General features: G+C 52.2%; 22 protein-coding genes. 5 read left to right on the forward strand and 17 right to left on the reverse strand.

Annotated elements, in window-relative coordinates:
* Nucleotides 1–11 precede the first annotated feature (11 nt).
* Both truC and WKR14_RS14475 read right to left on the reverse strand, forming a co-directional pair.
* A complete protein-coding gene (gene truC / locus WKR14_RS14470; RefSeq protein ID WP_101055404.1) occupies nt 12–854 on the reverse strand; it encodes a tRNA pseudouridine(65) synthase TruC in 843 nt (280 codons plus the stop codon).
* Nucleotides 826–1,149: a YqcC family protein gene (locus WKR14_RS14475; protein ID WP_101055406.1), complete on the reverse strand. Its 324-nt coding sequence runs from the start codon at nt 1,147–1,149 to the stop codon at nt 826–828. Before WKR14_RS14475 ends, truC begins: the two co-directional genes overlap by 29 nt.
* A 104-nt stretch (nt 1,150–1,253) precedes the next feature.
* On the opposite strand from WKR14_RS14475, the gene WKR14_RS14480 reads away from it, so the two are divergent.
* The gene (locus WKR14_RS14480) at nt 1,254–2,267 is read left to right on the forward strand and encodes a DUF3549 family protein (protein ID WP_101055408.1); all 1,014 of its coding nucleotides are present in this window, start codon (nt 1,254–1,256) and stop codon (nt 2,265–2,267) included.
* Complete coding sequence (locus WKR14_RS14485; protein WP_101055410.1) at nt 2,264–2,653, forward strand: DUF3301 domain-containing protein; 390 nt, start codon at nt 2,264–2,266, stop codon at nt 2,651–2,653. Before WKR14_RS14480 ends, WKR14_RS14485 begins: the two co-directional genes overlap by 4 nt.
* A 1,092-nt stretch (nt 2,654–3,745) precedes the next feature.
* Here WKR14_RS14485 and rplS read toward each other — a convergent pair.
* The 5 genes from rplS to ffh all read right to left on the reverse strand — a co-directional run bounded on the left by rplS (nt 3,746) and on the right by ffh (nt 7,275).
* A complete protein-coding gene (gene rplS, locus WKR14_RS14490) occupies nt 3,746–4,099 on the reverse strand; it encodes a 50S ribosomal protein L19 (protein WP_025010567.1) in 354 nt (117 codons plus the stop codon).
* A gap of 34 nt (nt 4,100–4,133) precedes the next feature.
* Nucleotides 4,134–4,877 (reverse strand): tRNA (guanosine(37)-N1)-methyltransferase TrmD, encoded by a 744-nt coding sequence (gene trmD, locus WKR14_RS14495; protein ID WP_101055414.1) that lies wholly within the window; start codon nt 4,875–4,877, stop codon nt 4,134–4,136.
* 16 nt (nt 4,878–4,893) lie between these two features.
* Nucleotides 4,894–5,424 carry a ribosome maturation factor RimM gene (gene rimM, locus WKR14_RS14500; RefSeq protein ID WP_025010565.1) on the reverse strand — a complete coding sequence of 177 codons (531 nt, stop codon included), beginning with the start codon at nt 5,422–5,424 and terminating at the stop codon, nt 4,894–4,896.
* A gap of 21 nt (nt 5,425–5,445) precedes the next feature.
* Nucleotides 5,446–5,697, reverse strand: coding sequence for a 30S ribosomal protein S16 (gene rpsP / locus WKR14_RS14505; protein ID WP_025010564.1), 252 nt, complete (start codon nt 5,695–5,697; stop codon nt 5,446–5,448).
* Between the two features lie 204 nt (nt 5,698–5,901).
* On the reverse strand, nt 5,902–7,275 hold the full coding sequence (gene ffh, locus WKR14_RS14510) for a signal recognition particle protein (protein WP_039034760.1): 1,374 nt from the start codon (nt 7,273–7,275) through the stop codon (nt 5,902–5,904).
* A 296-nt stretch (nt 7,276–7,571) separates the two neighbouring features.
* On the opposite strand from ffh, the gene WKR14_RS14515 reads away from it, so the two are divergent.
* Both WKR14_RS14515 and WKR14_RS14520 read left to right on the forward strand, forming a co-directional pair.
* Entirely contained in the window at nt 7,572–8,360 is a 789-nt protein-coding gene (locus WKR14_RS14515) for a cytochrome C assembly family protein (protein WP_101055416.1), read from the forward strand.
* Nucleotides 8,361–8,459: 99 nt separating this feature from the next.
* On the forward strand, nt 8,460–9,728 hold the full coding sequence (locus WKR14_RS14520) for an HlyC/CorC family transporter (protein ID WP_165565390.1): 1,269 nt from the start codon (nt 8,460–8,462) through the stop codon (nt 9,726–9,728).
* 23 nt (nt 9,729–9,751) lie between these two features.
* Here WKR14_RS14520 and WKR14_RS14525 read toward each other — a convergent pair whose 3' ends face one another.
* Together WKR14_RS14525 and WKR14_RS14530 are read right to left on the reverse strand one after the other, a co-directional pair.
* Complete coding sequence (locus WKR14_RS14525; RefSeq protein ID WP_287590083.1) at nt 9,752–10,291, reverse strand: DUF962 domain-containing protein; 540 nt, start codon at nt 10,289–10,291, stop codon at nt 9,752–9,754.
* A gap of 405 nt (nt 10,292–10,696) precedes the next feature.
* Nucleotides 10,697–13,330: a TonB-dependent receptor gene (locus tag WKR14_RS14530; protein ID WP_165565391.1), complete on the reverse strand. Its 2,634-nt coding sequence runs from the start codon at nt 13,328–13,330 to the stop codon at nt 10,697–10,699.
* A gap of 396 nt (nt 13,331–13,726) precedes the next feature.
* Here WKR14_RS14530 and WKR14_RS14535 point away from each other — a divergent pair, with 396 nt between their 5' ends.
* Entirely contained in the window at nt 13,727–14,743 is a 1,017-nt protein-coding gene (locus WKR14_RS14535) for a LacI family DNA-binding transcriptional regulator (protein WP_101055422.1), read from the forward strand.
* A gap of 62 nt (nt 14,744–14,805) precedes the next feature.
* On the opposite strand, the gene WKR14_RS14540 is transcribed toward WKR14_RS14535, so the two are convergent.
* The 8 genes from WKR14_RS14540 to glgC form a co-directional block, all read right to left on the reverse strand.
* Entirely contained in the window at nt 14,806–16,095 is a 1,290-nt protein-coding gene (locus WKR14_RS14540) for an NAD(P)/FAD-dependent oxidoreductase (RefSeq protein WP_101055473.1), read from the reverse strand.
* 137 nt (nt 16,096–16,232) lie between these two features.
* A complete protein-coding gene (locus WKR14_RS14545) occupies nt 16,233–17,591 on the reverse strand; it encodes an MATE family efflux transporter (RefSeq protein ID WP_165565392.1) in 1,359 nt (452 codons plus the stop codon).
* A 175-nt stretch (nt 17,592–17,766) separates the two neighbouring features.
* A complete protein-coding gene (locus WKR14_RS14550) occupies nt 17,767–18,864 on the reverse strand; it encodes a CobW family GTP-binding protein (RefSeq protein WP_339086628.1) in 1,098 nt (365 codons plus the stop codon).
* A gap of 126 nt (nt 18,865–18,990) precedes the next feature.
* On the reverse strand, nt 18,991–19,338 hold the full coding sequence (locus WKR14_RS14555; RefSeq protein WP_101055428.1) for a hypothetical protein: 348 nt from the start codon (nt 19,336–19,338) through the stop codon (nt 18,991–18,993).
* 98 nt (nt 19,339–19,436) lie between these two features.
* The gene (locus WKR14_RS14560; protein ID WP_248952706.1) at nt 19,437–20,705 is read right to left on the reverse strand and encodes a DEAD/DEAH box helicase; all 1,269 of its coding nucleotides are present in this window, start codon (nt 20,703–20,705) and stop codon (nt 19,437–19,439) included.
* 53 nt (nt 20,706–20,758) lie between these two features.
* The gene (locus WKR14_RS14565) at nt 20,759–23,815 is read right to left on the reverse strand and encodes an EAL domain-containing protein (RefSeq protein WP_339086632.1); all 3,057 of its coding nucleotides are present in this window, start codon (nt 23,813–23,815) and stop codon (nt 20,759–20,761) included.
* Between the two features lie 120 nt (nt 23,816–23,935).
* Nucleotides 23,936–25,540 carry a glycogen synthase gene (locus WKR14_RS14570; RefSeq protein ID WP_339086634.1) on the reverse strand — a complete coding sequence of 535 codons (1,605 nt, stop codon included), beginning with the start codon at nt 25,538–25,540 and terminating at the stop codon, nt 23,936–23,938.
* Complete coding sequence (gene glgC / locus WKR14_RS14575) at nt 25,540–26,808, reverse strand: glucose-1-phosphate adenylyltransferase (RefSeq protein WP_025889422.1); 1,269 nt, start codon at nt 26,806–26,808, stop codon at nt 25,540–25,542. The genes WKR14_RS14570 and glgC overlap by 1 nt, the downstream gene beginning before the upstream one ends.
* Nucleotides 26,809–26,820 lie beyond the last annotated feature (12 nt).

Here is a 26,820-nt window from a genome sequence, read left to right on the forward strand (position 1 = left end):
TCGCACCTTCCCTAAGCCAGCAGTAAACCGCTGTCTGACTCAAGCTGGGACTCATCCCAGCCCAGGCCATCGAACACTTGCTGCCATTCGGCCTCCGGCTCTGTCACTATGGTGACGGGTTCGCCTGTCTTTGGGTGAGTGAAGCTCAAGCTCTGAGCCAGCAACCATAAACGGTTGAGACCAAAGTGTTCACGAAAGAAACGGTTTTGCTTGCCATCGCCGTGGGTGGTGTCGCCGATAATGGGGTGACGCAGATGTGCCATATGCCTTCTGAGTTGATGCTTTCGTCCGGTTAACGGCGAAAGGCGCATCAAGGCGAAACGACTGCTGGGATACCGCCCTGATGGGAAAGGGATCTCAGCATTGAGTAGCGGCGCATATTGAGTAATGGCATCCTGGGCTTCCTTGTTGTGATCAGCATGTTTATCGGCCACGGCATCGAGCTCTTCTTTGAGTGGATAGTCGAGCGTACCGGCTTGGTGCATATTGCCGCGCACCAGGGCCAGGTATTCCTTACGCGTCTCGCGCCCAGCAAACTGCTGACACAAAATAGCAGCAACTTCACTGCTCTTGGCAAACAACAGGACGCCCGAGGTCGGCCTATCCAACCTGTGCACAGGAAACACGTGGCAACCCACCAGATCCCGGGTCAGCTGCATGGCAAAAAAACGCTCTTTTCGCGCCAGATAGGTTCTGTGCACCAGCAATCCGGCCGGTTTATGAATGGCAACCAGGTGTTCATCTTCATAGAGGATACGGATCTCGGGGCATTCTTCATCCACAGGAGTCAAAGGTTGCTCCGAAAGCTCGGCTTGAAGCTGAGTCTCATCTTGCTTGTTTGGTAAGGAGTTCATCCAAGGCTCTCAACAAAGTGATCAAATTACGGTAGGTGGGCGCTTCACCCCAAACGTGCTCGGCCATAGGCGCAGTTGCTATGGACGATGGCAACGGCATTTGTGCTTCTATCAGTAGGCGCATTTTCGGCAACAGAATAAACTGCAGCCAAGCTTCAAACGCCATGCTATCGCAGGCAAAGGGCACCTGGCTGGTCAAGGCTGCCTCGTCTGGAGCAGTTGTGCTCCACATTCCCAGCGCTTTCAATTCGACCTCTAAGGCCAACAGGAGTTTTTCAGTCGCCAGAAAAGGCATCTGTTACCTCGCAGATCCAAAACAATAAATTGGCGTCAATCATACCATCGGGCCAAGCTTATCCCTATAATGCACCGCATTTGTTGTACAAGAGTCAAACGAGCATGGACAGTATCACTACCCTCAGCGAACTTCTCAGCGCCGCCAACACCCAATATCAGGTCTATGATCTCGGCCGCAGGGTGCAGCACATAGATCCCATGGCTTTTCATCAAATAGAAGCCCTTCAAAGCCCCTACCCCTTTCCCATTCAAGGGCACGCCCAGTTTGCCCTGGTGTTCTGGGATGGCAGTAATCAGCAGTATATCTGGTTCTTGAAATTACCCTTGGATGAGCGCGGACTCCTGGTCCCCGCTGCGCGTAGCCAGTTTATTCAGATGCTGCTTGAAGCCATGGGGGAAAACCTGACCCGTGAACTGAGTGAAGCCCAGCAGCAACAGATGGCCAATCACCCCTTCAGTTTCAAGCCATCGCAGGAAAAATTGGCCCTGTTCAACGCCTTGGTGCGTAAACAATTGGGACAAGCCGCTTCGGTACAGTATGAATATGCCTGCCAATACCTGAGCGGCAAGGTGGCTGCCGATAACTGGCAACATCTGGGACTGCAAGGGCTGGCGGATATCTGTGCCCGGGTCAATGAACTGGACCACTCAGCCCTGTTGCAGCAAGGATTGAACAAAGGCGCCACCGAGGTGCAGATTGCCCTTTGCCAACAATTGGAACATATATTGCTGCCTGAGCCGCTTGCCGAAACGATCTTCCAGGCATTCAAAGAAGCTGCCCCTGAGCATAAGGTTTACTTCCTTCGCGCCTTGGCGTCTCACCCGGGACTCTGCCAACAGGCGATAACTGAGCTGGACAAGCAACAAACGCTAAATATTGATGCCCTGGTCGCCATCGCCGCCCGCTGCTGGCTTAGTCTGAAACAGGATGAATGCCGCAAAATTTATCTCGAGGCTTTGGCTTTGCAGGAGCAAAGCTTCTTTAATCAAATCTTTGCTGATATTGTGGCCATACCCGGGATACGTACCCAGGTATTGAGCGAACTTCGCAATCCTCACCGCAGTGACCGCCTATCCGGCGCCATTGGCGGTCTGTTCAGGGCGACCACAGAATGATGACAGATTTTCTACTGATCGCAGCGCTGGTTATGATTGCTGCGTTTTTCTGGCAGCTGCGACAAATGGCCGAACTCAGCCGGGTATTTGCCGAGCGGGAATGCCAACGACAAAAGGTGCAGATGCTGGCCATTGCCATGGAGTCGGCGCGTCCCAGCATAGGTGGCAAGAATGGTCTGTGCTGGAAGGCACGCTTTATGTTTGAGTTCAGTACCGATGGCATCAACCAGTATCGCGGCCATATTCTGATGCATGGCAAACAGATCCAGAAAATTGAATGGCCAATATTTCCCGAACCCGAGTGGCATGAAGCGCCAACGGCCAGGGGCAGCGTCGGTGGCGGCTGTGGCTCACGAGGGGGGTGCAGTTCGGGTAAGTGCCGTTGAGGTCCTCCCTACTGCTGAAAGCAAGTGAGGCTTGTTCTGCCATTAAAATTCAGAGTATTGAACGACTGAGTTTATCTATTAAGCTGTCTTTTGAAATATTAAGCCATCAAAGCCTGATGTGCAGATACTCCCGAGGTCAAAGCCTCAAAATAAGAAAGGGCGCGACAATTAAGCCGCGCCCATCTGTTTCTCTGTTAAGCCTTCCAGCTATTAAGTTGCTTCCCTGCACCATCCATGCGTCTGCCGTGCGTCCTGCACTCCCTGTACCATCCTGGTGAGTCCCTGTACTTGCGTACCTGTTCCCTTAGTCCCGATTATCCCTTGATCGGGCCTTGCTCTATCCTTAAGCGTGTCCAGTACCGTCCTTGCGCATCCGTTCAATACATCCTGTTTCGTCTTCCTGACGCTGACCACATTCCTTGGGTCAGTACCTTTCCCTATTTGCCATCATCCTGATAGGCATCTTCCTTGAATCATCCTTGGACCGAGTTCCTCACGGTTGAGATCATCCTGACCTTGCTCCCTGAATCATCCTTCTCCTTGGATAATTTAAATACTAATCCAATCCGGGCTCAGGAGTTGTACACAAACCGTTCAATAACTCATGTAACTTTTTTGCAGCAATTAAAGTGGGTTTAATAAGTAATTAATTTTAAATGGTTTAATTATTTTCCAGCGACAAAATCTGCTGTTTAACTCTTGTTTGTCTCACAACCTTGTGAGACATCTCGCACACAAGACCCGGCTTTAATGGAAAACGATGTGTAGCAAAAAACATATCGCCTATAAATCTGCAACAGAATTACTCAAACATCAATAATCTCAATAAGGGATAAAGGTGTCGCCCTAAAATACGTTAACGCTTTTCTATAAAAGCCGCTTGTCAGGAACTTACCGCCCCATATGCCATATTTAGAATTTACATTCCCAAGCAGAGCGCTTTGGTTGCGGTAGGGGAAGTTTCTAATAAAAACATTCATCAGGCATAGCTGAATGTACGCCTTCGGCTATGAAGGAGGTTTAGGGGCTGAAAACAAAAACCCGCCATATAGGCGGGTCTCTGTGCGAACACTTGCGTCTTTATGTAGCGGCTTACTTAGTAGCCAGCTTCTCACGGATACGTGCAGACTTACCTGAACGCTCACGCAGATAGTAAAGCTTGGCACGACGAACGCGACCACGACGCTTAACTTCAATGCTGGAAATCAGTGGGCTGTGCGTTTGGAAAGCACGCTCAACACCTTCACCATTAGAGATCTTACGTACGGTAAATGCAGAGTGCAGACCGCGGTTACGCTTAGCGATAACCACGCCTTCAAAGGCCTGCAGACGCTCTTTGTCACCTTCTTTAACACGAACCTGAACGACTACGGTATCACCGGCACCGAACTCAGGTACGTCTTTTTTCATTTGCTCATCGTTGAGCATTTTAATGATGTTGTTCATAACTTACTCCGTTCTAGAATTAACTGAGCTGCGACTAGGCTGAGTCCATTGCGTCAACGAACTGCGCTAATAGAGTCGTCTGTTCGTCAGTCAGAGCTAGATTTTCAAATAATTCTGGTCGTCGCTGCAGTGTTCTTATCAAACTCTGCTGTAGACGCCAGCGTCTAATTTGTTCGTGGTTGCCGCTGAGCAACACCGCCGGAACATCCAGTCCATCGAGACATTCAGGCCGGGTATAGTGAGGACAATCCAATAATCCGTCAGAGAAGGAATCCTGCTCTGCCGAGGCCTGTTTGCCCAGCACGCCGGGAACCAGTCTCGAAACCGAATCTATCAGGGTCATTGCCGGCAATTCACCGCCCGAGAGCACGTAATCACCAATCGACCACTCCTCATCCACTTCCGTCTGAATGATGCGCTCATCGATACCTTCGTAGCGACCGCACACCAGGATCAGCTTGGATGATAGTGCCAGCTCAGATACGCCTTGCTGAGTCAGCTTGCGTCCCTGAGGTGACAGATATATCACCTTGGCTCCCTCACCTGCCGCAGCCTTGGCTGCATGAATGGCATCGCGAAGGGGCTGAACCATCATCAACATTCCTGGACCACCACCATAAGGTCTGTCGTCCACAGTGTTGTGTCTGTCATGGGTGAAATCCCTGGGATTCCACGTCTGTACTTCCAGCAGGCCATTCTTCACGGCCCGACCCGTCACGCCAAAGTCTGTTACTGCTCGAAACATCTCCGGAAACAGGGTGATTACCCCTAACCACATAAGCTGTTTCCTCGACTCAGAAGTCCGGATCCCAATCCACTAAAATCTGTTTTGCCGAAACGTTCACCTCTTTGATGAACTGTTCGGTGACAAAGGGGATCATACGTTCCGCTTTGCCAAAGCTATCTTTGGCGTTGGCTTTCACCAGCAAGACGTCGTTGGATCCTGTTTCCACGATCTGATCGACCTTACCCATGTTGTAGCCCTTGGTGTTGATCACTTCGCAGCCGATAAGATCGCGCCAGTAGAATTCATCTTCCGGCAGGTCTTTCATCTGCTCAGGCAAGATGCCGATCTCACAGTTAGTGAGCATCTGCGCCCGCTCCCGCGTCTCTACCCCTTCAAGTGCGGCAACAACCGCCTTGCCCTGATAGCGCCACTGGGTGACCTTCACTTCACGCCATTCGCCCTGCTCTTTAATGAGCCAAGGTGAATAGTCAAAAATACCTTCAACAGAATCGGTATAGGCGGTGATTTTCAGCCAACCTTTAATGCCATAGCTGGAACCAAGTTTGCCCAACACGATTGGCTGTGGGTTACTGCTCATCAATCTATACCTTAAACGCTATTAAGCAGCTGCTTTACGAGCGTCTTTGATCAGTTTTGCTACGCGTTCTGTAGTTGCAGCACCGTTTGAAACCCAGTGCTCAACACGGTCCAGATCCAGGCGCAGAGTTTCTTCCTGGCCTTTGGCCAGAGGGTTGAAGAAACCTACACGCTCGATGAAACGACCGTCACGGGCATTGCGGCTATCAGCAACAACGATGTTGTAAAATGGACGCTTTTTCGCGCCACCACGAGCTAAACGAATGGTAACCATGCGTTCTTTATCCTCTAATGATTTGCTTTTCAGCAAAAATAAAAACTGGAACCCCGTGTTCGCGAAGAGTCCCAGATAGAAAGCCGGAAGATTTTACCTGACTTTCGGGCGATTGCAACCGATCCCGGCTAATTTTACAACGCCCATTCACAGCTTATCCCAAGCGGGACAATAGCTAAGAACATCAAGTAAGGTCATTTTGTATCAGCGACCGGGGAACTTCATTCCCGGGGGCAACATGCCGCCCAGGCCGCGCATCATCTTATGCATGCCGCCTTTGGCGGACATTTTCTTCATCATTTTCTGCATCTGGGTAAACTGCTTCAGCAAACGGTTTACATCTTGAATTTGAGTACCGGAACCGGCAGCGATGCGGCGTTTTCGTGAGCCCTTGATCATATCCGGACGCTTACGTTCATTTGGCGTCATGGAGTTAATAATAGCCTCCATTTGGCCTGTGAGCTTACCGTTTTGCACCTGAGCCAAAGCATCGGGAGGCAGTTGACCAACACCGGGTAGTTTTTCCAGCATCCCCATCATGCCGCCCATATTCTTCATCTGCTGCAGCTGCTCACGGAAGTCTTCAAGGTCAAAGCTGCCGCCGGACTTCACTTTAGAGGCCAGCTTAAGGGCTTTTTCCTTATCAACACCGCGTTCAACTTCTTCGATGAGCGACAATACGTCGCCCATCCCCAGAATACGGGAAGCTACCCTGTCTGGGTGGAAAGGCTCGAGCGCATCTGTTTTTTCACCCACCCCCAGGAACTTAATCGGTTTACCTGTGATATGGCGAATGGACAGGGCTGCACCGCCTCTGGCATCACCATCCACCTTGGTGAGGATCACCCCGGTCAGCGGCAGCGCTTCATTAAAGGCCTTAGCGGTATTGGCCGCATCCTGACCTGTCATGGCGTCAACCACAAATAGAGTTTCAACCGGCTTGACCGCGGCGTGCAGTGCCTTGATTTCATCCATCATCGCCTCGTCCACATGCAGACGACCGGCGGTATCCAGAATCACTACATCGATAAACTTACGCTTGGCGTAAGCGATGGCGGCATTGGCGATATCCACCGGCTTTTGGCTGACGTCCGATGGGAAAAATTCGACTTCGACTTCATTGGCCAGGGTTTCCAGCTGCTTAATCGCCGCCGGACGGTATACGTCGGCACTGACCACAAGTACAGACTTCTTCTGTCTGGTACGCAGGAACTTACCCAGCTTGGCAACACTGGTAGTTTTACCCGCACCCTGCAGTCCTGCCATCATCAATACAGCAGGTGGCTGAGCAGCCAGGTTGAGAGCCTCGTTGGCTTCCCCCATGGCTTTTTCCAGCTCACTCTGAACGATTTTGACAAATACCTGCCCAGGGGTCAGGCTCTTGGCCACTTCCTGGCCAACGGCACGCTCTTTGACGCTGCTGACAAATTCCCGCACCACAGGCAGAGCCACATCGGCCTCTAGCAGTGCCATACGAACTTCGCGCAGGGTGTCCTTCACGTTCTCTTCAGTCAAGCGACCCCGACCACTGATATTTTTCAGGGTGCGGGACAATCTGTCGGTGAGATTCTCAAACATCGTCCAGTTCTATACCGTTTATGAATGTAAAATGATGGGGCATATTATAACTATAGCCGGGGTATTAATGCAGCCCTGTTCTCAACATGGGGTTAAATAGACGCTTATCAAGGTACAAATGAATGTTTTTGACGGGAACCAATTACCCTTTATTACGCACTAATCTACCGGGCACTGAGTAATTTTGTCGTCTAGGTCACTGCCCAATTACCAGTGGCTCATGTTATTCTAATACCAGCAAGTTTTCTAAAGCTGCCCACAGAGGCCAATTACACATAAGGATAGGTTAATCCCAGATGGTCATTCTCTCTGCTGCCGCGATGTTTTTCTACAGCATAGCGCTGATATTAGTGACAAGCCGCTTGTTTCACGCCGAGGGGCCCAATCGCCGCGCCGTTGCCGGTTTTGCCGCTTTGGGTGTGATTCTGCACGCTGCAGCCTTGTACCAGGCGATCTTTACTGTCGATGGCCAGAATTTCAGTCTGACCAATGTAATATCTATGGTGAACTGGATTATCGCCCTGGCCTTTACCTTGGTACTTTCCCGTATCAAGGTCATAGTGCTGGTACCTGTGGTGTACGCCTGCTCTGTGATATCCGTATCCCTGCTATGGCTACTGCCACCTAAGTACATCACTCATTTTGAACTGCACCCAGAAGTATTGGTCCATGTGGTGTTGTCGCTAATGGCCTACAGTGCCTTGATGATAGCAGCGCTTTACGCCATACAACTGGCGGTAATCCAAAATAAGTTAAAGAAAAAGCAACTGATTTTGAACCCCGCGCTTCCGCCACTGATGACGGTCGAAAAGCAGCTGTATCATCTGATCATCATAGGGGTGATTCTGCTGAGTCTGTCACTGGCCACCGGCTTTATTTTCCTTGATGACATGTTTGCCGATGGCAAGGGCCACAAGGCGGTACTTTCCATTCTGGCTTGGTTCGTCTATATCGCTATGCTGTGGCAGCAATATACTCTGGGTTGTCGTATCCGCACGGCAGTAATCTACAGTCTGACCGGTGCCAGCCTGCTCTCCCTGGCTTACTTTGGCGCCCGCATCGTCAAAGAACTTATCCTGAGTTAATCTGAATTAAGTCGGGCAAGGCTAGACCTTTGCCTGACTTGACACTCCATCCAATTGCCAGTATTTACTAACTTTCGCTATTCCTGACGGGGCCCCTTTTTGGACGATATATCGACCGGCATACTCCTGATAATTCTACTGCTGTTAATCCTGATTTCGGCGTATTTTTCCGGTTCGGAAACCGCCATGATGACCCTCAACCGCTACCGGTTACGTCATCTGGCCAATAATGGCCACAAAGGTGCCAAACGCGCCATCAAACTACTCGACCGTCCCGACAAACTCATAGGCCTGATCCTCATAGGCAATAACCTGGTTAATATTCTCGCCTCCTCAATCGCCACTATTTTGGGTATCCGACTCTGGGGCGACTTAGGACTAGCCATCGCCACAGGGGTACTGACACTCGTGGTATTGGTGTTTGCCGAAGTGACTCCCAAAACTGTAGCTGCACTGCACCCAGAACGCATCGCCTTCCCTTCAAGCCTGATACTCAAGTGGTTGTTATGGCTGTTTTTGCCTCTGGTCAAAAGCGTCAACATCATCACGTCTTTCATACTCAGACTGATGGGGATCCGCACCATACGTACCGATGACGCCCTGAGCCAGGAGGAACTCCGCACTGTTGTGCATGAAGCAGGAGCCCTTATCCCAAGGCGCCACCAGGAGATGTTGTTGTCAATTCTGGATCTGGAAAAGGTCACAGTGGAAGACATCATGGTGCCCCGCTCCGAACTCTACGCCATTAATGTCAATGATGACTTCAAGAGCATTAACAAACAGGTTATTCAGAGCCCGCATACCCGGGTACTCTTGTATCGTGACAACATAGATGATGCCGTGGGTTTTGTGCATCTGCGTGATGCGTTAAGACTGCAATCCAAGGAACAGTTCAGTAAATCTTCCCTGCTGAGGGCTGTAAAAGAGCTGTACTTTATTCCCGAAGGCACGCCGCTCAACGTGCAATTGGCCAACTTCCAGCACAATAAGGAACGCATCGGCCTGGTGGTGGATGAATACGGTGATATTCAAGGTTTGGTGACGCTGGAGGATATTCTTGAAGAAATCGTCGGCGACTTTACCACTTCCATGATCACCACTCCCAGCGAAGATATTACCCCGCAGCAGGATGGCAGCTTCCTGATCGATGCCACCATCAATATCCGCGACCTCAACAAAGAGATGGAGTGGGACTTTCCCACCGACGGCCCCAAGACCCTCAATGGTTTGATCCTGGAATATCTGGAGGAGATCCCCCAGGCCAACACCAGCCTGCGGCTCGCAGGTTACCCGATGGAAGTGGTAGAAGTGGCCGACAACATGATCAAAACAGTACGGATCATGCCACAATTTTATCGCCCATCCTGACACTCAACTTGCTTTGAACTAAGTCATTGGGCAGTTTTGTCTGCCCTTTTGGCGGCTTCCAATGCCCGGCGTTTATCTCGAGCAATCGCGGTAATAGTGTTATCCAACTCCTCTTCCAGTCCCAGCATAAAAAATACTTCGGCCATCAGGAAAAACGGGCCAATAAGCAGCTGGTTGAGATCATCGATAAAGGCCGGTTTGGCCTTTTCATACTTGTGACCGATAAACTGGAATATCCAACCTATAACAAAAACGGTTATTCCCAACCAGATACTGGCATAGCCCAGGTTATAGAGCCATTCAGTTGTCAGAATCACTGGCAGGATAAACAGCGCCAGTCCCAGCGCCAAACGCCAATGCAGCTTAATGTAATAGACCATGACCCCGACAGCCAGCAGCATGGCTATGCTGAACGTACCTTCAACAAAAGGCAGACGCCATAGCGACAGCATTAAAAATACTGACCAGATTATCAATGGGATACCAATAAAATGGCTTTTGATATTGGTGGGGTTCAGATGCACACTCTTATAGGTGGACAACTGCTCAACAGCCGACTTCATAATACTCTCCTTGGTTTTGTTATTATTCTCCTCCCGCTGAGCAGGGACCTCGAGTGCCTGGGTAATGAGTCACAGCGCTCATAGCAAACGCTTACTTATGCTTCAGCCACCAATTATCAAAGACAATTTAGGCCAATTAATGGTTTGAGATTAACGCAACACCTCCTAGGTGACAATAACTCCCCATCATTGAACAACTTGCACAAAGCTATCCAAGTAACTTTGTTCGGTTTACCTCCAGAAGCTAATGCATCGTCAATATCATTAGCCAAATCAGTCATTCCTCTACCCTCAGAGATAGCTCATCCTGACGACGTAAATGACACTGTGAACACCTCGAACAATAACCCAGAATAAAAAGCCGACCCTGGGGTCGGCTTTGGTATTGAAAATAAAGGCTTGTGCTTAGAAGCGCAGGGCTACGCCCACTTTATATCTGGCTTCGCCTTCAAAGCTCCACACTGGGTAATCGGCCTTGAATTCCTTGATCACATCCTCTGCACTAATTGGGGAAACACCCGTCTGTATGCTGTCTTCTTCGGTGATGTTGACCGCTTCAAAGGTGATATCCAAATAGTCGGTTACCGAGTAGCTGGCACTGAGGTCCAAGGTCCCGTAAGACTCGTGCTGACGGTTACCGTAAAAGCCAGGCAGCTCGCGCATCATATACTCAGAGCGCCAGTTATAGGCCAGACGAGCGCTAAAGTCGTCCATCTCATAGTAACCTACCAGGTTGACGGTATGCTTGGATGAATCAGAGAACACGCCCACACGATCCGGATAGTTTTCTGCCGGAGAGGATGCATCGGCAAAAGTATAGTTCACTGAGTAACCCAAACCATTGTCGAAGGAGTCCTGCAGCTGCAGCTCGATACCATCTATGCTGCCGCCGTCGGCATTGTACTTCTCACTCACTGTCCAGCAGTCATAAATACCTACGCCACAAGAACTTTTACCTTCGGTTACCAGGTTGGGATCTTCAATCCCTATCTGCTGATTCAGCTTCTGTTTAGTGGTGATAAAGGAGCTGACATCCTTGATAAAGTAAGTAGCGGCAAACAGGCCAGAATCACTGAAGTACCACTCCAGACTCAGGTCGGCCTGAGTCGCCTTGAATGGATCCAACGCCACACTGCCACGCACCAGCTTTTCATTGTAAGGTGTGCCATCGTTGTAACCCGGCAGGGTCGAGGTGGCAAACAGCTCGGCGTAGTTGGGACGAGAGATCACCTGAGCAGCTGAGGCGCGCAGTATCACATCCTCGCTCAAGTCGAAGGCGATGTTAACGCTCGGCAGTACGTCGTTATAGCTGGACTTGTCCGTGCTCAGATCATCGGCAAACTGCCCCTGTTTATTAAGCGCGTAATAGTCAGACTCGATGTCGGTCGAGATATAACGGAAACCGAAGTTACCGCGAAATCCTTCCCCGGCAAAAGTAGCCATGGCGTACAGGGCCAGGTTCTCCTCCTGGATGGTGCCATAACCGGATTTGTCGATAGTAAAGCCATCGATGGCGGCATAGGCATCGGCAATCATGGCATCAAATATCGGTTCAGGCAGAGTGAAACCGGCGCCGGATGACATGGTGCCATTGTAGTAGGCAGAAGCATCTTTGGTCAGAACCTTGGCATCATTGACTATCGCCTTATCTGTCATCTGGGTGACTTCATGATCGGCATAGCTCACACCTGTCTTGATGGCACTGATAGCGCCCCAGGCTACCGGGAAGTTGAAGTCCAACTGAGCGAAGGTTTCTTCATCCGTGTTGGGCTGCTTCTTCAACGCCCAGCCTGCAGTGGCCAATGGGTCGTTAAAGTCGCCGGCCTCAAAATACTTGTTGGCGATGTCGATATTGATCTTATCGCCGGTGGCGTCATAGATACCGGCAAAGTCAGCCGGGACACCAATTGAGTTGCCATAGTTGGCAGTCAAGTCGGTACCACCCTCGGCTTCGGTGCGACCTATACGGCCTTCAACAGTGAAGTTATCCGCTTCATAGTTGAAGTTGAAATCCACTGTATCCGAGCTCATGCTCGCCTTACGGGCCCAGGTTTGTGCCCAGGCAAAACCGCCTTGATCGCTGTGGTTTATCTTGGTACAGACACCAGCGGCATTAACCTGTTCACAGGTGTAGTCGCCTCGCTGTGTGGGGAACAGGAAGATGGAGGTGTTGGCGTTGTTGGCGTCCAGCTCCAGATTCATGTAGTTGAGCCCCAGTTCCAATCTGTCGGTAGGACGATACTGCAACACCAGGTTAATTGCGGTGCGCTCACGATCCTGTTGGAAAGTGGTTGGCACTATCTCCCCCCAGCCAAGCAGGGTTTCGATGCCATTGCGCTGATAGTCTGTTTGGCTCCAGGAACCGGCCAGCAACACACCGAAGTTTTCATCTTCATTTTTCCAGCTGTAGAGGCCGGAGGCTTCAGGATCTATCTCTTCCGAGACGCTGCCATAGTCCCCTTTGGCGCTCAGGAAAACCGAGTTGGCATCCAAATCCAGCGGTTTGCGGGTGTTGATGATGACAGTACCGCCTATGCCACCTTCGGCAATATCGGCCTGGGAAGATTTGTAGACTTCAATCGAGCCCACCATCTCTGGCGGCAGCAAGGTGTAGTTGAAACTGCGGTCGATGGCCTGCTGATCGAACCAACCGGTAGAAGCTACCGAGTGGCCATTAAGCTGGGTACTGGTCAGCTGCGCCGAGGCACCGCGGATAGAAACCTGTTGCCCCTGACCGAACTGGCGGTTAACGGCGACCCCGGGAATACGTCCCAGAGACTCACCCACATCACTGTCGGGGAATTTACCTATATCTTCTGAAGTTACCGCATCGACCACGGCATCAGAAAAACGCTTGGTATTGACCGAAGCCTTCATCGAGGCACGCATGCCGCGAACTTCTATTTTTTCTATATTGGCAGTTTCGTTGCTGTTGTTATCTGCTGCCTCGGCAGCCAGCGCGCCAACAGATACCGCTCCCCCAAGCAGGATAGCGATATTTGCAGCGAGGGCAGTTTTCTTAAAGGTAGATGTTTTCATCTCGTTTCCCTTCCATCACTTTATTATCTTTTTTGTCGCCATAACCATTCTCTCCAAGAGAATGACAACGCTGTCATGTCCAGGAATAAACATTACACAATAATTAACAGCCTTACCACAACAAAATAACTGCCAAGCAAACAAAAACTGTCATATTACTGTATTAATGGGGTAAAACAGATTTTTAAACTGGTTAAAAACTATTCAAGCAGAGTTTTATACAACCAAGCATGGCAACAGTAGCGGGAAACAAATTTAGTCCTAGACTAAATCATGGCTAAATTCTGCGTTGCCAAACTGGTTAAAAGTCAGCAGTATAAGATGCTCGACAGCGGCCATGCCGCTTCCGGCCCCTGCTGGCTGTGAGTATTCGCCTGATATCTCGGACTAAGTTGAATGAAAGTAACCATCAATGACGTGGCTAAATATGCCGGCGTTTCCATCAAGACAGTATCCCGGGTCACCAATAATGAGCCTTCGGTTAAACAGGCCACTATCGACAAGGTCAATGCTGCAATCAAAGAGTTGAATTACCAACCTAATTTAGCAGCCCGCAACTTGGCTGCCACCAGTTCCTATGTCATAGGCTTCGTCTATGACAACCCCAATGCCTATTACATTATCGATATGCAAAACGGTATTCTCTCCGCCTGTCGGGACAAGGGCTATGAGCTGTTGATCCATCCCTGTGATGCCAAGGCCGAGGGTATTTGTGAACAACTGACCACCATGGTGAAACATGCTCGCCTGGCCGGGCTGGTACTGACGCCGCCGCTATCGGAAGATCCCAAGGTACTCTCAGCCCTGGATGCCATAGGCGCCAACTATGTTCGCATCATGGCAGGTGACAGAGTAAAGGCCGATAGCGGGCTGGCGGTATTGGTTAACGACAGATCCGGCGCCGTGGCCATCACCCAACATCTTATTGATCTCGGGCATAGGCAAATCGCTTTTCTCAGCGGCGACTATCAGCACCAATCCACCAAGGAGCGCCTGGAAGGTTATCGTCAGGCCTTGAGAGATAACGGCCTGGACGAGTCTTCCGATCTGATTGTCGAGGGAGAATACTCATTTGAATCCGGAGTTGAGGGTGCCAAGAAGCTGCTCAAAGGGGCGAATCGGCCCAGCGCCATAGTGGCCTGTAACGACGAAATCGCCGCCGGAGCCCTGTTTGCCGCCAGGTTGGAAGGGATGGATATTCCCACCGAGCTCTCGATTGTCGGCTTTGAGGACAGTCCCTTCTCACGCCAAACCTGGCCCAAGTTGACCACAGTGCATCAGCCCAACGGCAAGATTGCCCAGATAGCTACCGAGCTGTTGATCGCCAATCGCCGTGAGCAGAGCGTTCGCAGCGAAATCTTTACCCCAGAGCCGGTTATCAGAGACTCGAGCGCCAGGGTGCAAGCAAGCTGAAATTCCAGCCACTAAAAAGGCGCTCTACAGAGCGCCTTTGCGATAAGATTCAAAACACTTTATCAGTGCAACTTGAGTTTGGGCCTGTGCCACTTCAGCAGCCGCTGCGCCAGACGATACACCAACGCCGAAAACCAACCGTACAAACTCGCCAGATGGCGTTGATACAGAGACATGTACATCATCCGCGCCACGTAACCCTCAATAAACAGGGAGCCGGATCTCAGGTTGCCCATCAGATTGCCCACCGCCGAGAAACGGCTCAGTGACACCAATGAACCATAGTCGCGATAAACAAAAGGATTTTCTGCCTTGCCCTTCAAACGGTTGAGAATATTTTTATACAGAGTTTCCGCCATCTGCGATGCGGCTTGGGCCCGGGGAGGCACAGGCTTACCGTTGTCCTGCACCAAAAAGGCGCAGTCGCCCAAGGCGTAGATATCCTTGTGACCCTTAACCCGCATACAGGCATCGACCTCGATAAGGTTACGGTTATTGACCGGCAACTTATCAAACTGTTGCAGTACATCCGGCCCCTTGACGCCGGCCGCCCATACTTTGAGTCCGGCGGGGATCAGCACATCTTCCTGAGTCACAAATCCCTGCTTGGTCACCTCTTTGACCTGCACCCCGATATGCAAGCGAACTCCGATATGATCCAGTACAGACTGGGCCCTGGAGCTCACCTTGTCCGGCAACGCCGGCAATATCTTGGGCGCCGCCTCAATCAGGTGAATTTCCAGATGATGCTTATCGACATTGAGGTAACCGTATTCTTTGACCGAGTCCAGCACATGATGCAACTCGGCGGCCAGCTCAACTCCGGTCGCGCCGGCGCCCACTATGCCGATACTGAGTTTTTCGCTGGTTTCATCCAGCAGCAACAGGTTGTCCAGTAACTTGTGGTGAAATTGATTGGCGCTATCGAGGCTGTCGAGGAAGATACAGTGCTCTTTGGCACCCGGGGTGTTGAAGCTGTTGGCCACTCCGCCGATGGCAACTACCAGATAATCATAGGGTAACTCACGCTCGGCGATAATCTGCTCGCCGTCATCATTACTGACTCCGGCCAAGGTGATGGTCTTGGCCTCGGGATCGCATTGCAGCATTTCACCGCGTAGAAAGCGATAGCCATTTTTCAGGCCATGGTCGCGATACAGCAAGCCTTCTACCGATTGATCTATCACCCCAACGGCCACTTCGTGCAGTTTGGGCTTCCAGATATGTACCGGACTCTTATCTATCAGGGTTATTTCAGCCTCTTTCTTCAGGCCCAATTTGCGTCCCAGCTTGGATGCCAGCGCCAATCCTCCGGCGCCGCCGCCCACAATCAAAATCCGCTTACTGGTCACAAATTCCCCCAAGAGTATGAACTAATGCAAGATAGTCTTTTATAACATGATCCCGCTCAAAAATAACCCGAGTTCTAAATTAATATTTCTTTATATATCACTGATGCAGGTAAATATTTGCCATCATTTCCTGTCGCTCAAGGCTGGTGTAATGCCACCTTGGTGCGTTTTAAGTTGTAGAACATCCACAGGCACAATAGGCTGCTGCAGGACGCCAAGGAGATCCACACGCCCGGCACGCCAAAGGCCCAGGCAAACCCCCAGAGGAACAGGCCTATCAGCAGCAACTTACTGCCCGTGAGTATCGAGGCCTCTGCCGGACGATTGATGGCCTGGAAGAAACTGGCTCCCACCAAAATCAAGCCTTCCATCGGCAAGCCCCAGAAATAGAGATACATGCCCTCAATGGCAACCGGGGCCAGGGTCGGGTTGTCACCGGCAAACAGATACACCATCCATTCCGGGCGGCTGTAGATAAGCACTAATCCCAGCAAGGCGCAGATTAAGGTGACGGAAAACGCCATTTTGGCGGTCTGCTTGACCCTGTCATATCGACCGGCACCGGCATTGAAGCTGAGAATCGGTTGTGTGCCGAGGGCTATGCCTTCAAACACAAAGTAAAACAGGGCTTCGGTATAGCTCACCACGCCATAGGCGGCCACATGCAGCGAAGTGCCGGTCCAGAGCAGCGCCATGTTATGCATGGTCAATACAATCGACAGGTAGAGATTCATCAGGAAACTGGGCATCCCCAGCTTGACGATTTCCCAAACCAGCTCCAGGCTCAGTTTCATCTGCTGCCAGTCGATATTAAGCCGGGTGCGCTTGCCGAAGAAATGTTGCAGACACAGGCCGCCGGTGACCGCCTGGGACAACATGGTAGCAATGGCGGCACCGGCAAGGCCAAAGGGAAAGACCACAATAAACAGCCAATCCAGCAGGGTGTTGAGCACGCCCCCAAATACCAGGATCCAGGTGACGAAACTGGGGCGACCGTCATTACGCAAAAGCGCCGAGAAGGCCATGGAGATGATGGGGAAAATGCCCAAGGCAAAGTACCAGAACAGGTATTGGTAGGCGCCTTCATAGACCTCACCTTCGGCTTTCAGCCAGCGCAGAATATCGTCGGTCAACATGGTACCGGCAAGCGACACCACCAGCGCACTCAACAGGCAAAGACTGAAGGTATTGCCGAGAATTTTTCTGGCCCTGGCGACATCACCGCGGCCAAGATTGATGGAGATAAGCGCGGCGCCGCCCATGCCCAAAAGCGCACCGAGCGCATAGAGAATGGCGCCCACAGGGTAAGCCAGCATAATACCCGCCAGACCCGTTTCCCCCAGGTAGTGGCCGATAAACATCCCGTCTATGGTGACGTAAATTCCGGTCACCAACATGGACATCACAGTGGGGACTGTGTAACGCCAAAAGAGTTTACTGACAGGTTGCTGCAGTAAGGCGAGATCCTGCTCAGTCTGTGGGCTGTTTGGGGTCATGACGCTTTCTCAACATCGAAGGTGTTAAACCATAAGTTCGATATCAGAGGCCATATTAAGAGGCACCTGCTCGGCCTCTTTTCAAATTAGCGCTCCGAAATCAATCACCTTAGAAAAGTGAATGGCGGATTGTACCCGAGTTATCAGCCTGGATGCCACCGCCTTGAATAGGGCGTTATTCGGCGACTTTCATGGCGAGCAGTTGCTGCTCCAAAGATTCAGGCTGCAAAGGGGCGCGACTGATGATCTCCAGCCTGGAGTCCATGGCATCATCGAGCTCTTCAACGCTCAATTCACCGTCGAGCATATTGAGCGCCGCTATGCCGTCTTTGGTGATCATCACAGCTTTTAGCCGCACCACATCGAGTGCCTTGGCCCAGCGATAGAGGCGCTCGAGATCGAACAGCCAATCCGGAGTAAAGATCCAGCCATAGCTGTAACAGCCCTCGCCTTTATTACTTTTGAACACTATGCCGCGAGCGTCCCACTCAGGCGTTTCCGGGCTCTGCGGCTCGGCGCCGAGTGGCTTGATGGCAAACACACCGGCATTTTGCCGCAGCAGCCCGGCGCCTAAGGGAGTGGCTTTAGCGTTCAAATTGGCCTTTGCCGGCCGAGCGAGCGAACGCAACAATTCATCATTGAGCTTCTGCTCTTTGGACCAGTAGAACAGCTCCCCTTGCAGTTGCTGAGCGGCAATAAAGGCGGCTATCTGTTCTCTTAGCAGATCTCCCCCCAGATCATTTTGCAACTCATCCCCAGACGGAATCATTGGCTCTTGCTGTTGCCAAAGGTCCTGCTTGCCGGCCAGCAGGATATCGGCTATCTGCAACTGGGAGAGAAAGTTCTCATGTTCGCTGTAGCGCTTGTCACTGAGTTTACGCGGGTCAAACAGACAGATACTGGCCTTGAGGCTGAGCACTTCGGCAAACTGTTTCGAGCTTAGGGTTTTCAAAATCTCTTTGGGATGGCCAAGGCCGGTGGGTTCTATCAGCAACCTGTCGGGTTTGGCCCGGGCCAGCAGTTGAGTCACCGCCACTTGAGTCGGCACCCCGGCGGCGCAGCACAAACAGCCGCCGGGCACTTCTCGTATGACAACGCCGGAGTCACTCTGCCCCATCAGACCGGCATCTATTCCTATTTCACCGAACTCATTGACCAATACCGCCCAAGTCTCGCCCGCAGGCTTATTGGCCAGCAGCGCTTTAATAAAGGTGGTTTTGCCTGAGCCGAGAAAGCCGGTGATCAGATTGGTGGCAACGGGTTTGAGGATCATCTGTGACTCCATTCCTTACAGCATTGAGGCAGCAGAGTGTAACCCAAGCAGGGAAAGAATTAGCTCGAAATTGTAAACAGATGCAAAATGGGCGCGGATAGCGCCTATTTCTGTGAACCTGACCGGTTAGGGCTTGAGTTCGTGATCCACTATCGGTGTCAGCCCCTTGGCACGGTTTTTCATGGCATCCTCCAAGTCAAAGCCACCGGCGCGCCAACTCTTGGCCTCAACCGGGGTGAAGTTTTGCTTGCTCCAGGCCTTGGCATCATCGAGTTTAAAGCCTGCATCCTGCCAGGCGCCTGCGCTTGAGGCGTCAAATCCGGCAACATGCCACTGCTGGGCGCTTCGGGAATCAAAACCTGCCTCTTTCCAGGAGGCTATCTCGGTTGAACTCATACCGGACCAGTCTTTGGGAATGGAGCTGCAAGCCACAAGCATACTCAACCACAGCAAGATCACTGATTTTCGCCACATACTCATCTCCTGATACCTTTACTATTCCTTAAGCTAAGGGGGCTGCGCTGCCGACGGCTTATTAAGGCAACGCATTGAGTATAGCAGGGCAGATTGCATTATCTGCGTCTTGGGCCTTTGGGAAGCGGACCCTTGCGGCCGGGTTTATGGCCTCTGTGAGTCTTGGCAGGTCGGGGCTTCTCGATAGACTGTAAATAGCGCTCCGGCAACGGCGCGCCCTTCTCGTAACCCGGCAGAACTTCTCTTGGCAGCTTGTAACCGAGCAGGGCTTCTATTTCAGCCAGTTTTTGCTCTTCAGCCGGGCTCACCAAAGAGATAGCTTCGCCGCTGCGCCCGGCTCTGCCGGTACGGCCGATGCGATGAATATAGTCATCAGCCTGGGATGGCAGCTCGAGGTTGATAACCCTTGGCAAAGCGGGAATATCCAGGCCTCGGGCCGCGACATCGGTTGCCACCAATACCCGAATCTCTCCATCGATGAACTGCGCCAGAGCGCGGCTACGGGCCCCCTGAGTCTTGTCGCCGTGAAAACAGGCGCTCTTGATGCCGTCGAGTTTCAGCTCTTGTTGCAACTGCTCGGCGCTCTCCTTGGTACTGACAAAGGCCAACACCTGTTGCCAGTTGTTGCGGCCAATAAGCTCAGCCAGCAACTCGGCTTTACGGCGATAGTCCACCGGATATACCTTTTGCTGGATCTGTGCCTGAGTACGGCTCTCTTTATCCACTTCAAACCATTCTGGCTTATCGAGCAGCTTGTGCCCGAGGCGCTTAACCGCCTCGGGAAAGGTCGCCGAAAACAACATGGTCTGATGTCCGGCTGGCAGATAGCGCCCCAGGCGCTCAATATCCGGCAAAAACCCCAGATCCAACATGCGGTCAGCCTCATCCAGCACCAGGGCCTTAACCTGATCCAGCCTGAGATGCTCTTGGCTAAGGTGATCGAACAGCCGCCCCGGCGTCGCCACCAGCACTTCAATACCGGCCGCTATCGCCTTGCGTTGAGGGTTGAAGTTGGCGCCGCCGAAAATGGCCAAAATGCGAAATGGCGTATGGGCGGCATATTTGCCCAGCTGAGTCGCCACCTGCTGCGCCAGCTCGCGGGTTGGTGTCAGGATAAGCACTCTCGGCGCGGCGCCATACTCAGGCTCAGTGAGCCCCTGTTGCTGCCACTCATCAATCAAGGTGGCCAACAGCGGCAAGCCAAAGGCCGCGGTTTTGCCTGTGCCTGTCTGGGCCGAGGCCATAATATCCCGCCCGGCCAATGCCGCCGGTAACACCTGCTGCTGCACCGCCGTCAGCTCACGATAGCCACACTGGGCGACGGCTTCGAGCAGCGGCCCCGGCAGCTGGGTTTCAGAAAACTGCATCTTCAACACCTGAAACATAAAAAGGTCGGCGAGTATAACGCAAAGGCAAGCAATCAGCTGACATTTCCGCCCTCTATGACCTGATGCTTGCCAAGATATTTTTGTTCAAAACCTTCGATGTCCAATGGCTGGGAATACAGATACCCCTGAGCATAGTCACAGCCTATACGAGTCAAGATCTCGGCCTGACCGACTGTCTCCACCCCTTCGGCTATTACCTTCATCCCCAACTTGTGTGCCATTACTATGATGGCTTCACAGAGAGTCAAATCGCTTTCATCTGTTTCCAAATTACGTGTAAATGATTGATCTATTTTGAGATAGTCGATATCAAACCGCTTCAGATAAGCCAAGGAGGAATAGCCGGTGCCAAAGTCATCCAGAGACACCTGAATGCCGGCATCCCTATAGGCCAATAGCTTATCACTGACCCCCATTTTGGCATCCAGCAACAATCCCTCAGTTATCTCGATACAGATCCCGGAACCGGACACCTCAAGGCTTGCCAACAGCTCCAGCCACTCGGCAAAACGGTTACCCTCGTCGCGAAACTGGATTGGCGACTTGTTGATACTGATCTGCACCTCGCGGCCATAAGCCTTGCGCCAGGCGGCACTCTGACGCGCCGCCTGCTCAAACACCCAGTTACCGATTTCAAAGATAAGCCCTGTGTCTTCCGCCACCGGAATAAACTCAGCCGGCGAGACACTGCCGCGCTCACTGTGATTCCAGCGCAGCAAGGCTTCAGCCTTGAACACCTTCCCGCTGCCCAGCTCGACTATGGGTTGGAACCTGAGTTCGAATTCGCACCGCTCCAATGCCTGACGCAAATCCTGAATAAGCCGCATCCTGTATCTGGCGTATTCCTGCATTGAGGCGGTGAAATAGTTGAAACGGTTACGGCCCTGATCTTTGGCGGCATACATGGCCTGATCCGCATGTTTAAGTAACAACTCCACTGTCTGTCCATCATCGGGATACAGGGTAATACCGATACTGGCGCTGATAAAGGCGGTTTCATCGCCCAACTTGAAAGGCTCGGCCAGACTGCTGAGAATATGATTGGCTACCCGCTCAACTCCGTTATGATCCTGCACATCCGAGAGCAATAGGGTGAACTCATCGCCGCCGAGTCTGGCCACCACGTCGGATTCGCGGACACAGGCCTGCAGCCGCTCTGAGGTTTCCACCAGCAACAGGTCGCCCATATCATGGCCCAGGGTATCGTTAACTTCCTTGAAAAAATCCAGATCCAGAAACAGCAGCGCAAATCTTTGTTGATGACGAACAGCCTTACGAATTTCATTGCCCAGGTGCTCGGTGAACATGCGCCGGTTCGGCAGGCCAGTAAGGGCATCATAGTTGGCCTGACGCCAGATGAGACGCTCGTTCTGCTTTTTGTCGGTAATGTCGGAAAACAGCGCCACTCTTCTCAGCGGCGCATCGCCTGAGCTATGAATGGTATTAATGCTGAGCCAGATCATTATCTTGCGGCCATCACTGCAGCGCAGCCACATTTCGCCCTGCCAACGCCCCTTGTGCTCGAACGCCTGACTTAGTTCACGATAAAACACTTCTTCATGATCATCACACTTGAGCATGTCTATATTGCTGCCAAGAATATCCTCCGCTTGATATCCCGTGATAGCGCTGAATGCCGAGTTAACCGTTATTATGGTGCCGACTTCATCCAGTACACTCATCGCCTCACTGGAGTTTTCATAGACGGATGCAGCCAGTTTAAGGGAAGCTTCCTGCTGTTTTTGCTCGGTAATATCCACATGTACACCGCAAACCCTAAGCGGCCGTCCTTTTTCATCACGGCTGACCACCTTGCCGGTGTCCTGCACCCAGCGCAACTCACCATCCGGGCGGATCAGCCGGTATTGCACCTGGTGCTGCTTTGTTTTTCCGGCCAGATGCTCATCCAAAGAACGCAGCACCCAGGCCCTGTCTTTGGGATGGATACCATCTAGCCACAGTCGTTTGTTATCATTGAGGTTATCAAGCGAACAACCAAGGATCTCGGCACTGCGTTTGTTGCGCACTACGGTATCCTTGATGGGATCCCAATCCCAGAAACCGAGCTGACCACTTTGCAGCACCAGCTCCAACTGTTCGCGACTGGCGGCACTCGCCTGCTCAGCCAGCTTGGCCGAGGTGATATCGATATAACCGGCAATCACCAACTGCACCTGTTGATGATAGCGCTGGCAGGCCACTGTCATATGGGTATAAACATAATCACCCGCCTTGGTGATAAAACGTTTCTCCATCTCATATTCATCGATTTCACCATCCAGCATCCGCCTGAATTGCGCCATATCGGCGGGCAGATCATCTGGATGGGTCATTTCAGACCAAGTCAACTGCATCAGTTCCTGCTCTGTATAACCCAACATCTTGCTCATATGGGGGTTTATCTTAAGCCAATGCTGATCCGGCGCAGTAATCGAAATCCCAATATTGCCAATATTGAACTGGGAGCGAAACAGAAAGTCATCCTGCAGTCGAATGCGGTTGTCACGCTCAAATTCCAGCCGCCGCGACAGCAAGCGCCCCAACAACACATTGGTGAGTGGGAACAAAGTCAGCACAGGCAAACTGATACTTGCCAGCACTCCCTTGGCGGTGTCCCAGGGCAGCAGCAACATCCAGGCCAACATCAACAGGTGTACCAACAGGGAAAAACCGGCTAATTCCCAATAGCCGATATCGGCGAGGGACTGCTTGCGTCGCCTGCGCCACAACAGGCCAAGCAAACCACTGGAGAGAATCACTCCCACGCCGATCAAAACACCTTCACCGCCCCCCTGATAAATACGAAAAGCGGCTGCAATACTGCATGCTATCAAGGTCGGCAAACCGCCGAAGAACAGGCCTGAAATACTTAAAAGTACAGAGCGACTATCGAAGAAAATTCCCGGTTCATAGTTCCAGGGAGTGAGCATCAAAGCAATACAGATACCACCGATAATGACGCCTATTAACAAGCGCCACAGCAGGAAGTAGTCCCGTTGTTGTTGTCTGGGAATAGCATCATACATAAATACCAACGCCAGCAGAAAAGCGGCATTTTGTGCCAAAGGAAGGAAAATGCTCTGTTCCATCTATTCCCAAGCCTGTGAATAACAAAGAAGAAATCTACAGGTCTAGTGTAGCAGAGCACCTTTGGAAACCTGACTAATTTATGCACTCACCTCGGCGCAGCATTCATTGCTGCTGAAACTTTAGGCGTTATATAACAACTCCAAATAAAGCTGGGCACTGTCTTGCCATGAAAAGCGGCTGGCGGAGGCCCTTTTTCTAAGGACATTCCAGTTGGCAGTGGAATAGAGCTCCAAGGCCCGGGACAGGGCGTCGAGTAGCGCCTTGGCCTGCTCATCCAGCCCGGTTCCTGCGAATACCAAGCCATTATCACCGTCGCTGATGGTATCGGCCAGCCCGCCGGTGGCATGCACCAAACAGGGTTGGCCTGCTCTCAAAGCCAACATCTGGCTGATACCGCAAGGCTCGAAGGAGCTTGGCATCACAAACAGATCGCCGCATTGATAGAGGGCATCGGCCAGCTCCTGGTGATAACCATTGATAAAGCGAAAATTGCTGTTGCTCGCGGCGATGCGACCAAAGAGTGCCGCTATCTGCTCATCGCCGCTGCCGAGCAGCCAAAAACAGGCGCTGTCGCTGAACTGCGCCAGCCTTAGCAACAGCTCTTCCAGCACTGTCTTGCCCTGCCAGGGATGACACAGCAAGAGCAACTTCTGTTCAGTGAGCCTGCCAACCGAGGTCAGCAGCATTCCCGGTGACTCAGATATCTGCCCCAAGCGGATTTGAGCAATCATATCTGCCGGCGTCACTGCATCGCTGCGCCCGAGTTTACTCAATAATGCCTCTGTGGCTATTTTGGGCAGTTGCAACTTGAGTTGCTGCCGTTTGCCGGTAGCGAGCGGTAATCCTTTTTGATAGTCACAACCGTTGAGAATGCCGAACAGCTGGCCAAGCTTGGCTTTATCCTGCAGGTCAGCCTCCAATCCTTCGCCGCCAAAGAAACCCAGCTCTGGCTGTGACGGACACAGCACTTCCTTGGCATAAGTCGCCGAGACCAGATGGATAACATCACTGAACTGAATCGCCGCCCGCAGCGGATTGATACATCCGGGGTAGCGGGTATCCAGCGCCAATTGCAGCTTGGGATTTCCCCCTTCGGCCAACAGCCAGGGATACCAGGCCGCCAGGGAAGATGCCTCGCCGGCAAGCGGCCGTACCCCCTGCATCGCCAGATTGTGGATACTGAGGATGCAGGGCACTTTTGATAGGCCACGATAGGCGGGATCCAGTGCTCTTAACATGGCAAAACCGCCGCAGTGCCAGTCGTGCAGGTGAAACCTGTCCGGCAGCGGCAATAATTCCTGTTTCAACGCCGCCGCCACTGCAGCGCCGAAAAGGGCGAACTTGCCTGCATCTGTGGCAAAGGGGCGCTCAGGGCCATCCAGGCTGTAGACTTCACGCTTAACGCTGCAAAAACCTTCATGAGCCAGAAGATAGATCCACAATCCCTGGGGGCCTGGCTGAACCGCCGGATTAGCAATCCGATACAGCCGCGCCCGGGTGGTGTTTGCGCCGAAAGCAAATTCAAACTGGCACAGAAAATCGGCCCCCTGCTCCCTGGCCAAAAAGCCATAGTCCGGCATTATGATATGCGCCGCCACGCCTTGGCTTTGCAGCGCCGGAGGTAACTCGGCCAGCACATCGGCCATACCGCCGACTTTGGCGCCGGCCAGGGCAGCGTTTTCCGCTGCCAACATCAACACCTGCAGTTTTGCTTTCGCCACCATTATTCGTACCCCACAGGCAGTCCCAACATGTCGCGGGTCACCAGCACCACACCGTTTTCCGAGACCCGAAAGCCCTTGGCCCTGTCGTGGTCATGGTTGAAGCCTATCTCCATCCCCTCGGGGATAATGCAGCCCCGGTCGATAATAGCCTTGCGAATGCGGCAATGACGCAACACCACCACATCGGGCAGGATCACTGAGTCTTCCACCTCTGAGTAAGAACAAACCCTTACCTCATTGAAGAGAACGCAGTGGCGCACAGTGGCACCTGAGATAATGCAGCCGCTGGAAACCACTGAGTCCAGCGCCATACCGCGCCTGTCATCATCGTCAAATACAAACTTGGCCGGCGGCAGTTGTTCCTGATAGGTCCAGATGGGCCATTTGGCATCATAGAGATTGAGCGCCGGCGTCGGCGACAGCAGTTCCATATTGGCTTGCCAGAAAGAATCCAGAGTTCCTACATCGCGCCAGTAGGCCTGCTCGTTGGGAAAGGCGCTGCGAAATGGATAGGCATAAACCCGGTGCTTTTCTATGATGGCCGGAATAATGTCCTTACCGAAATCCCGGTTGGAATCGGCATTCTGGGCATCTTTTTTCAGCTGCTCAAACAGAAACTCTGTGTTGAACACATAGTTACCCATAGATGCCAGGCAGGATTCGGGGTTATCCGGCAAGGGCCTGGGTTGGGCCGGTTTCTCTTCAAACCCCAGAATACGGTTGCTGCTGTCCACCTCCATCACCCCAAACGCGTTGGCCGCTTCGGCCACCGGCACCTCCATACAGGAAACCGTCATATCGGCGCCGGACTCGGCATGAGCGGCCAGCAGACCGGCGTAATCCATGCGGTAAATATGATCGCCCGAAAGCACCATCACATAGCGCGGCAACTCGTGACGTATGATGTCTATGTTCTGAAACACTGCATCGGCCGTGCCCTGATACCAGTTGTCCGAATAACGTTGAGATGCCGGCAATATCTCCACCGACTCCCCCAACTCCTTTTTGAAATGCCCCCAGCCGCGGGTCACGTGGCGGATAAGCGAATGAGACTTGTACTGGGTCACCACCCCTACCCGGCGGATCCCCGAGTTGATGCAGTTGGACAGCGGAAAGTCGATAATCCTGAACTTGCCGCCGAAATAGAGCGCCGGCTTGGCCCGCCAATCGGTCAGCTCATGGAGACGGGAACCCCGGCCTCCGGCCAGGATCAGGGCATAGGTTTCACGGGTAAGGTTACTGATATAACGCGGACTCGGATTCGGCATAAAAGCGTGCTC

This window comes from Shewanella chilikensis, assembly GCF_037953065.1.
Lineage (GTDB): Bacteria > Pseudomonadota > Gammaproteobacteria > Enterobacterales > Shewanellaceae > Shewanella > Shewanella chilikensis.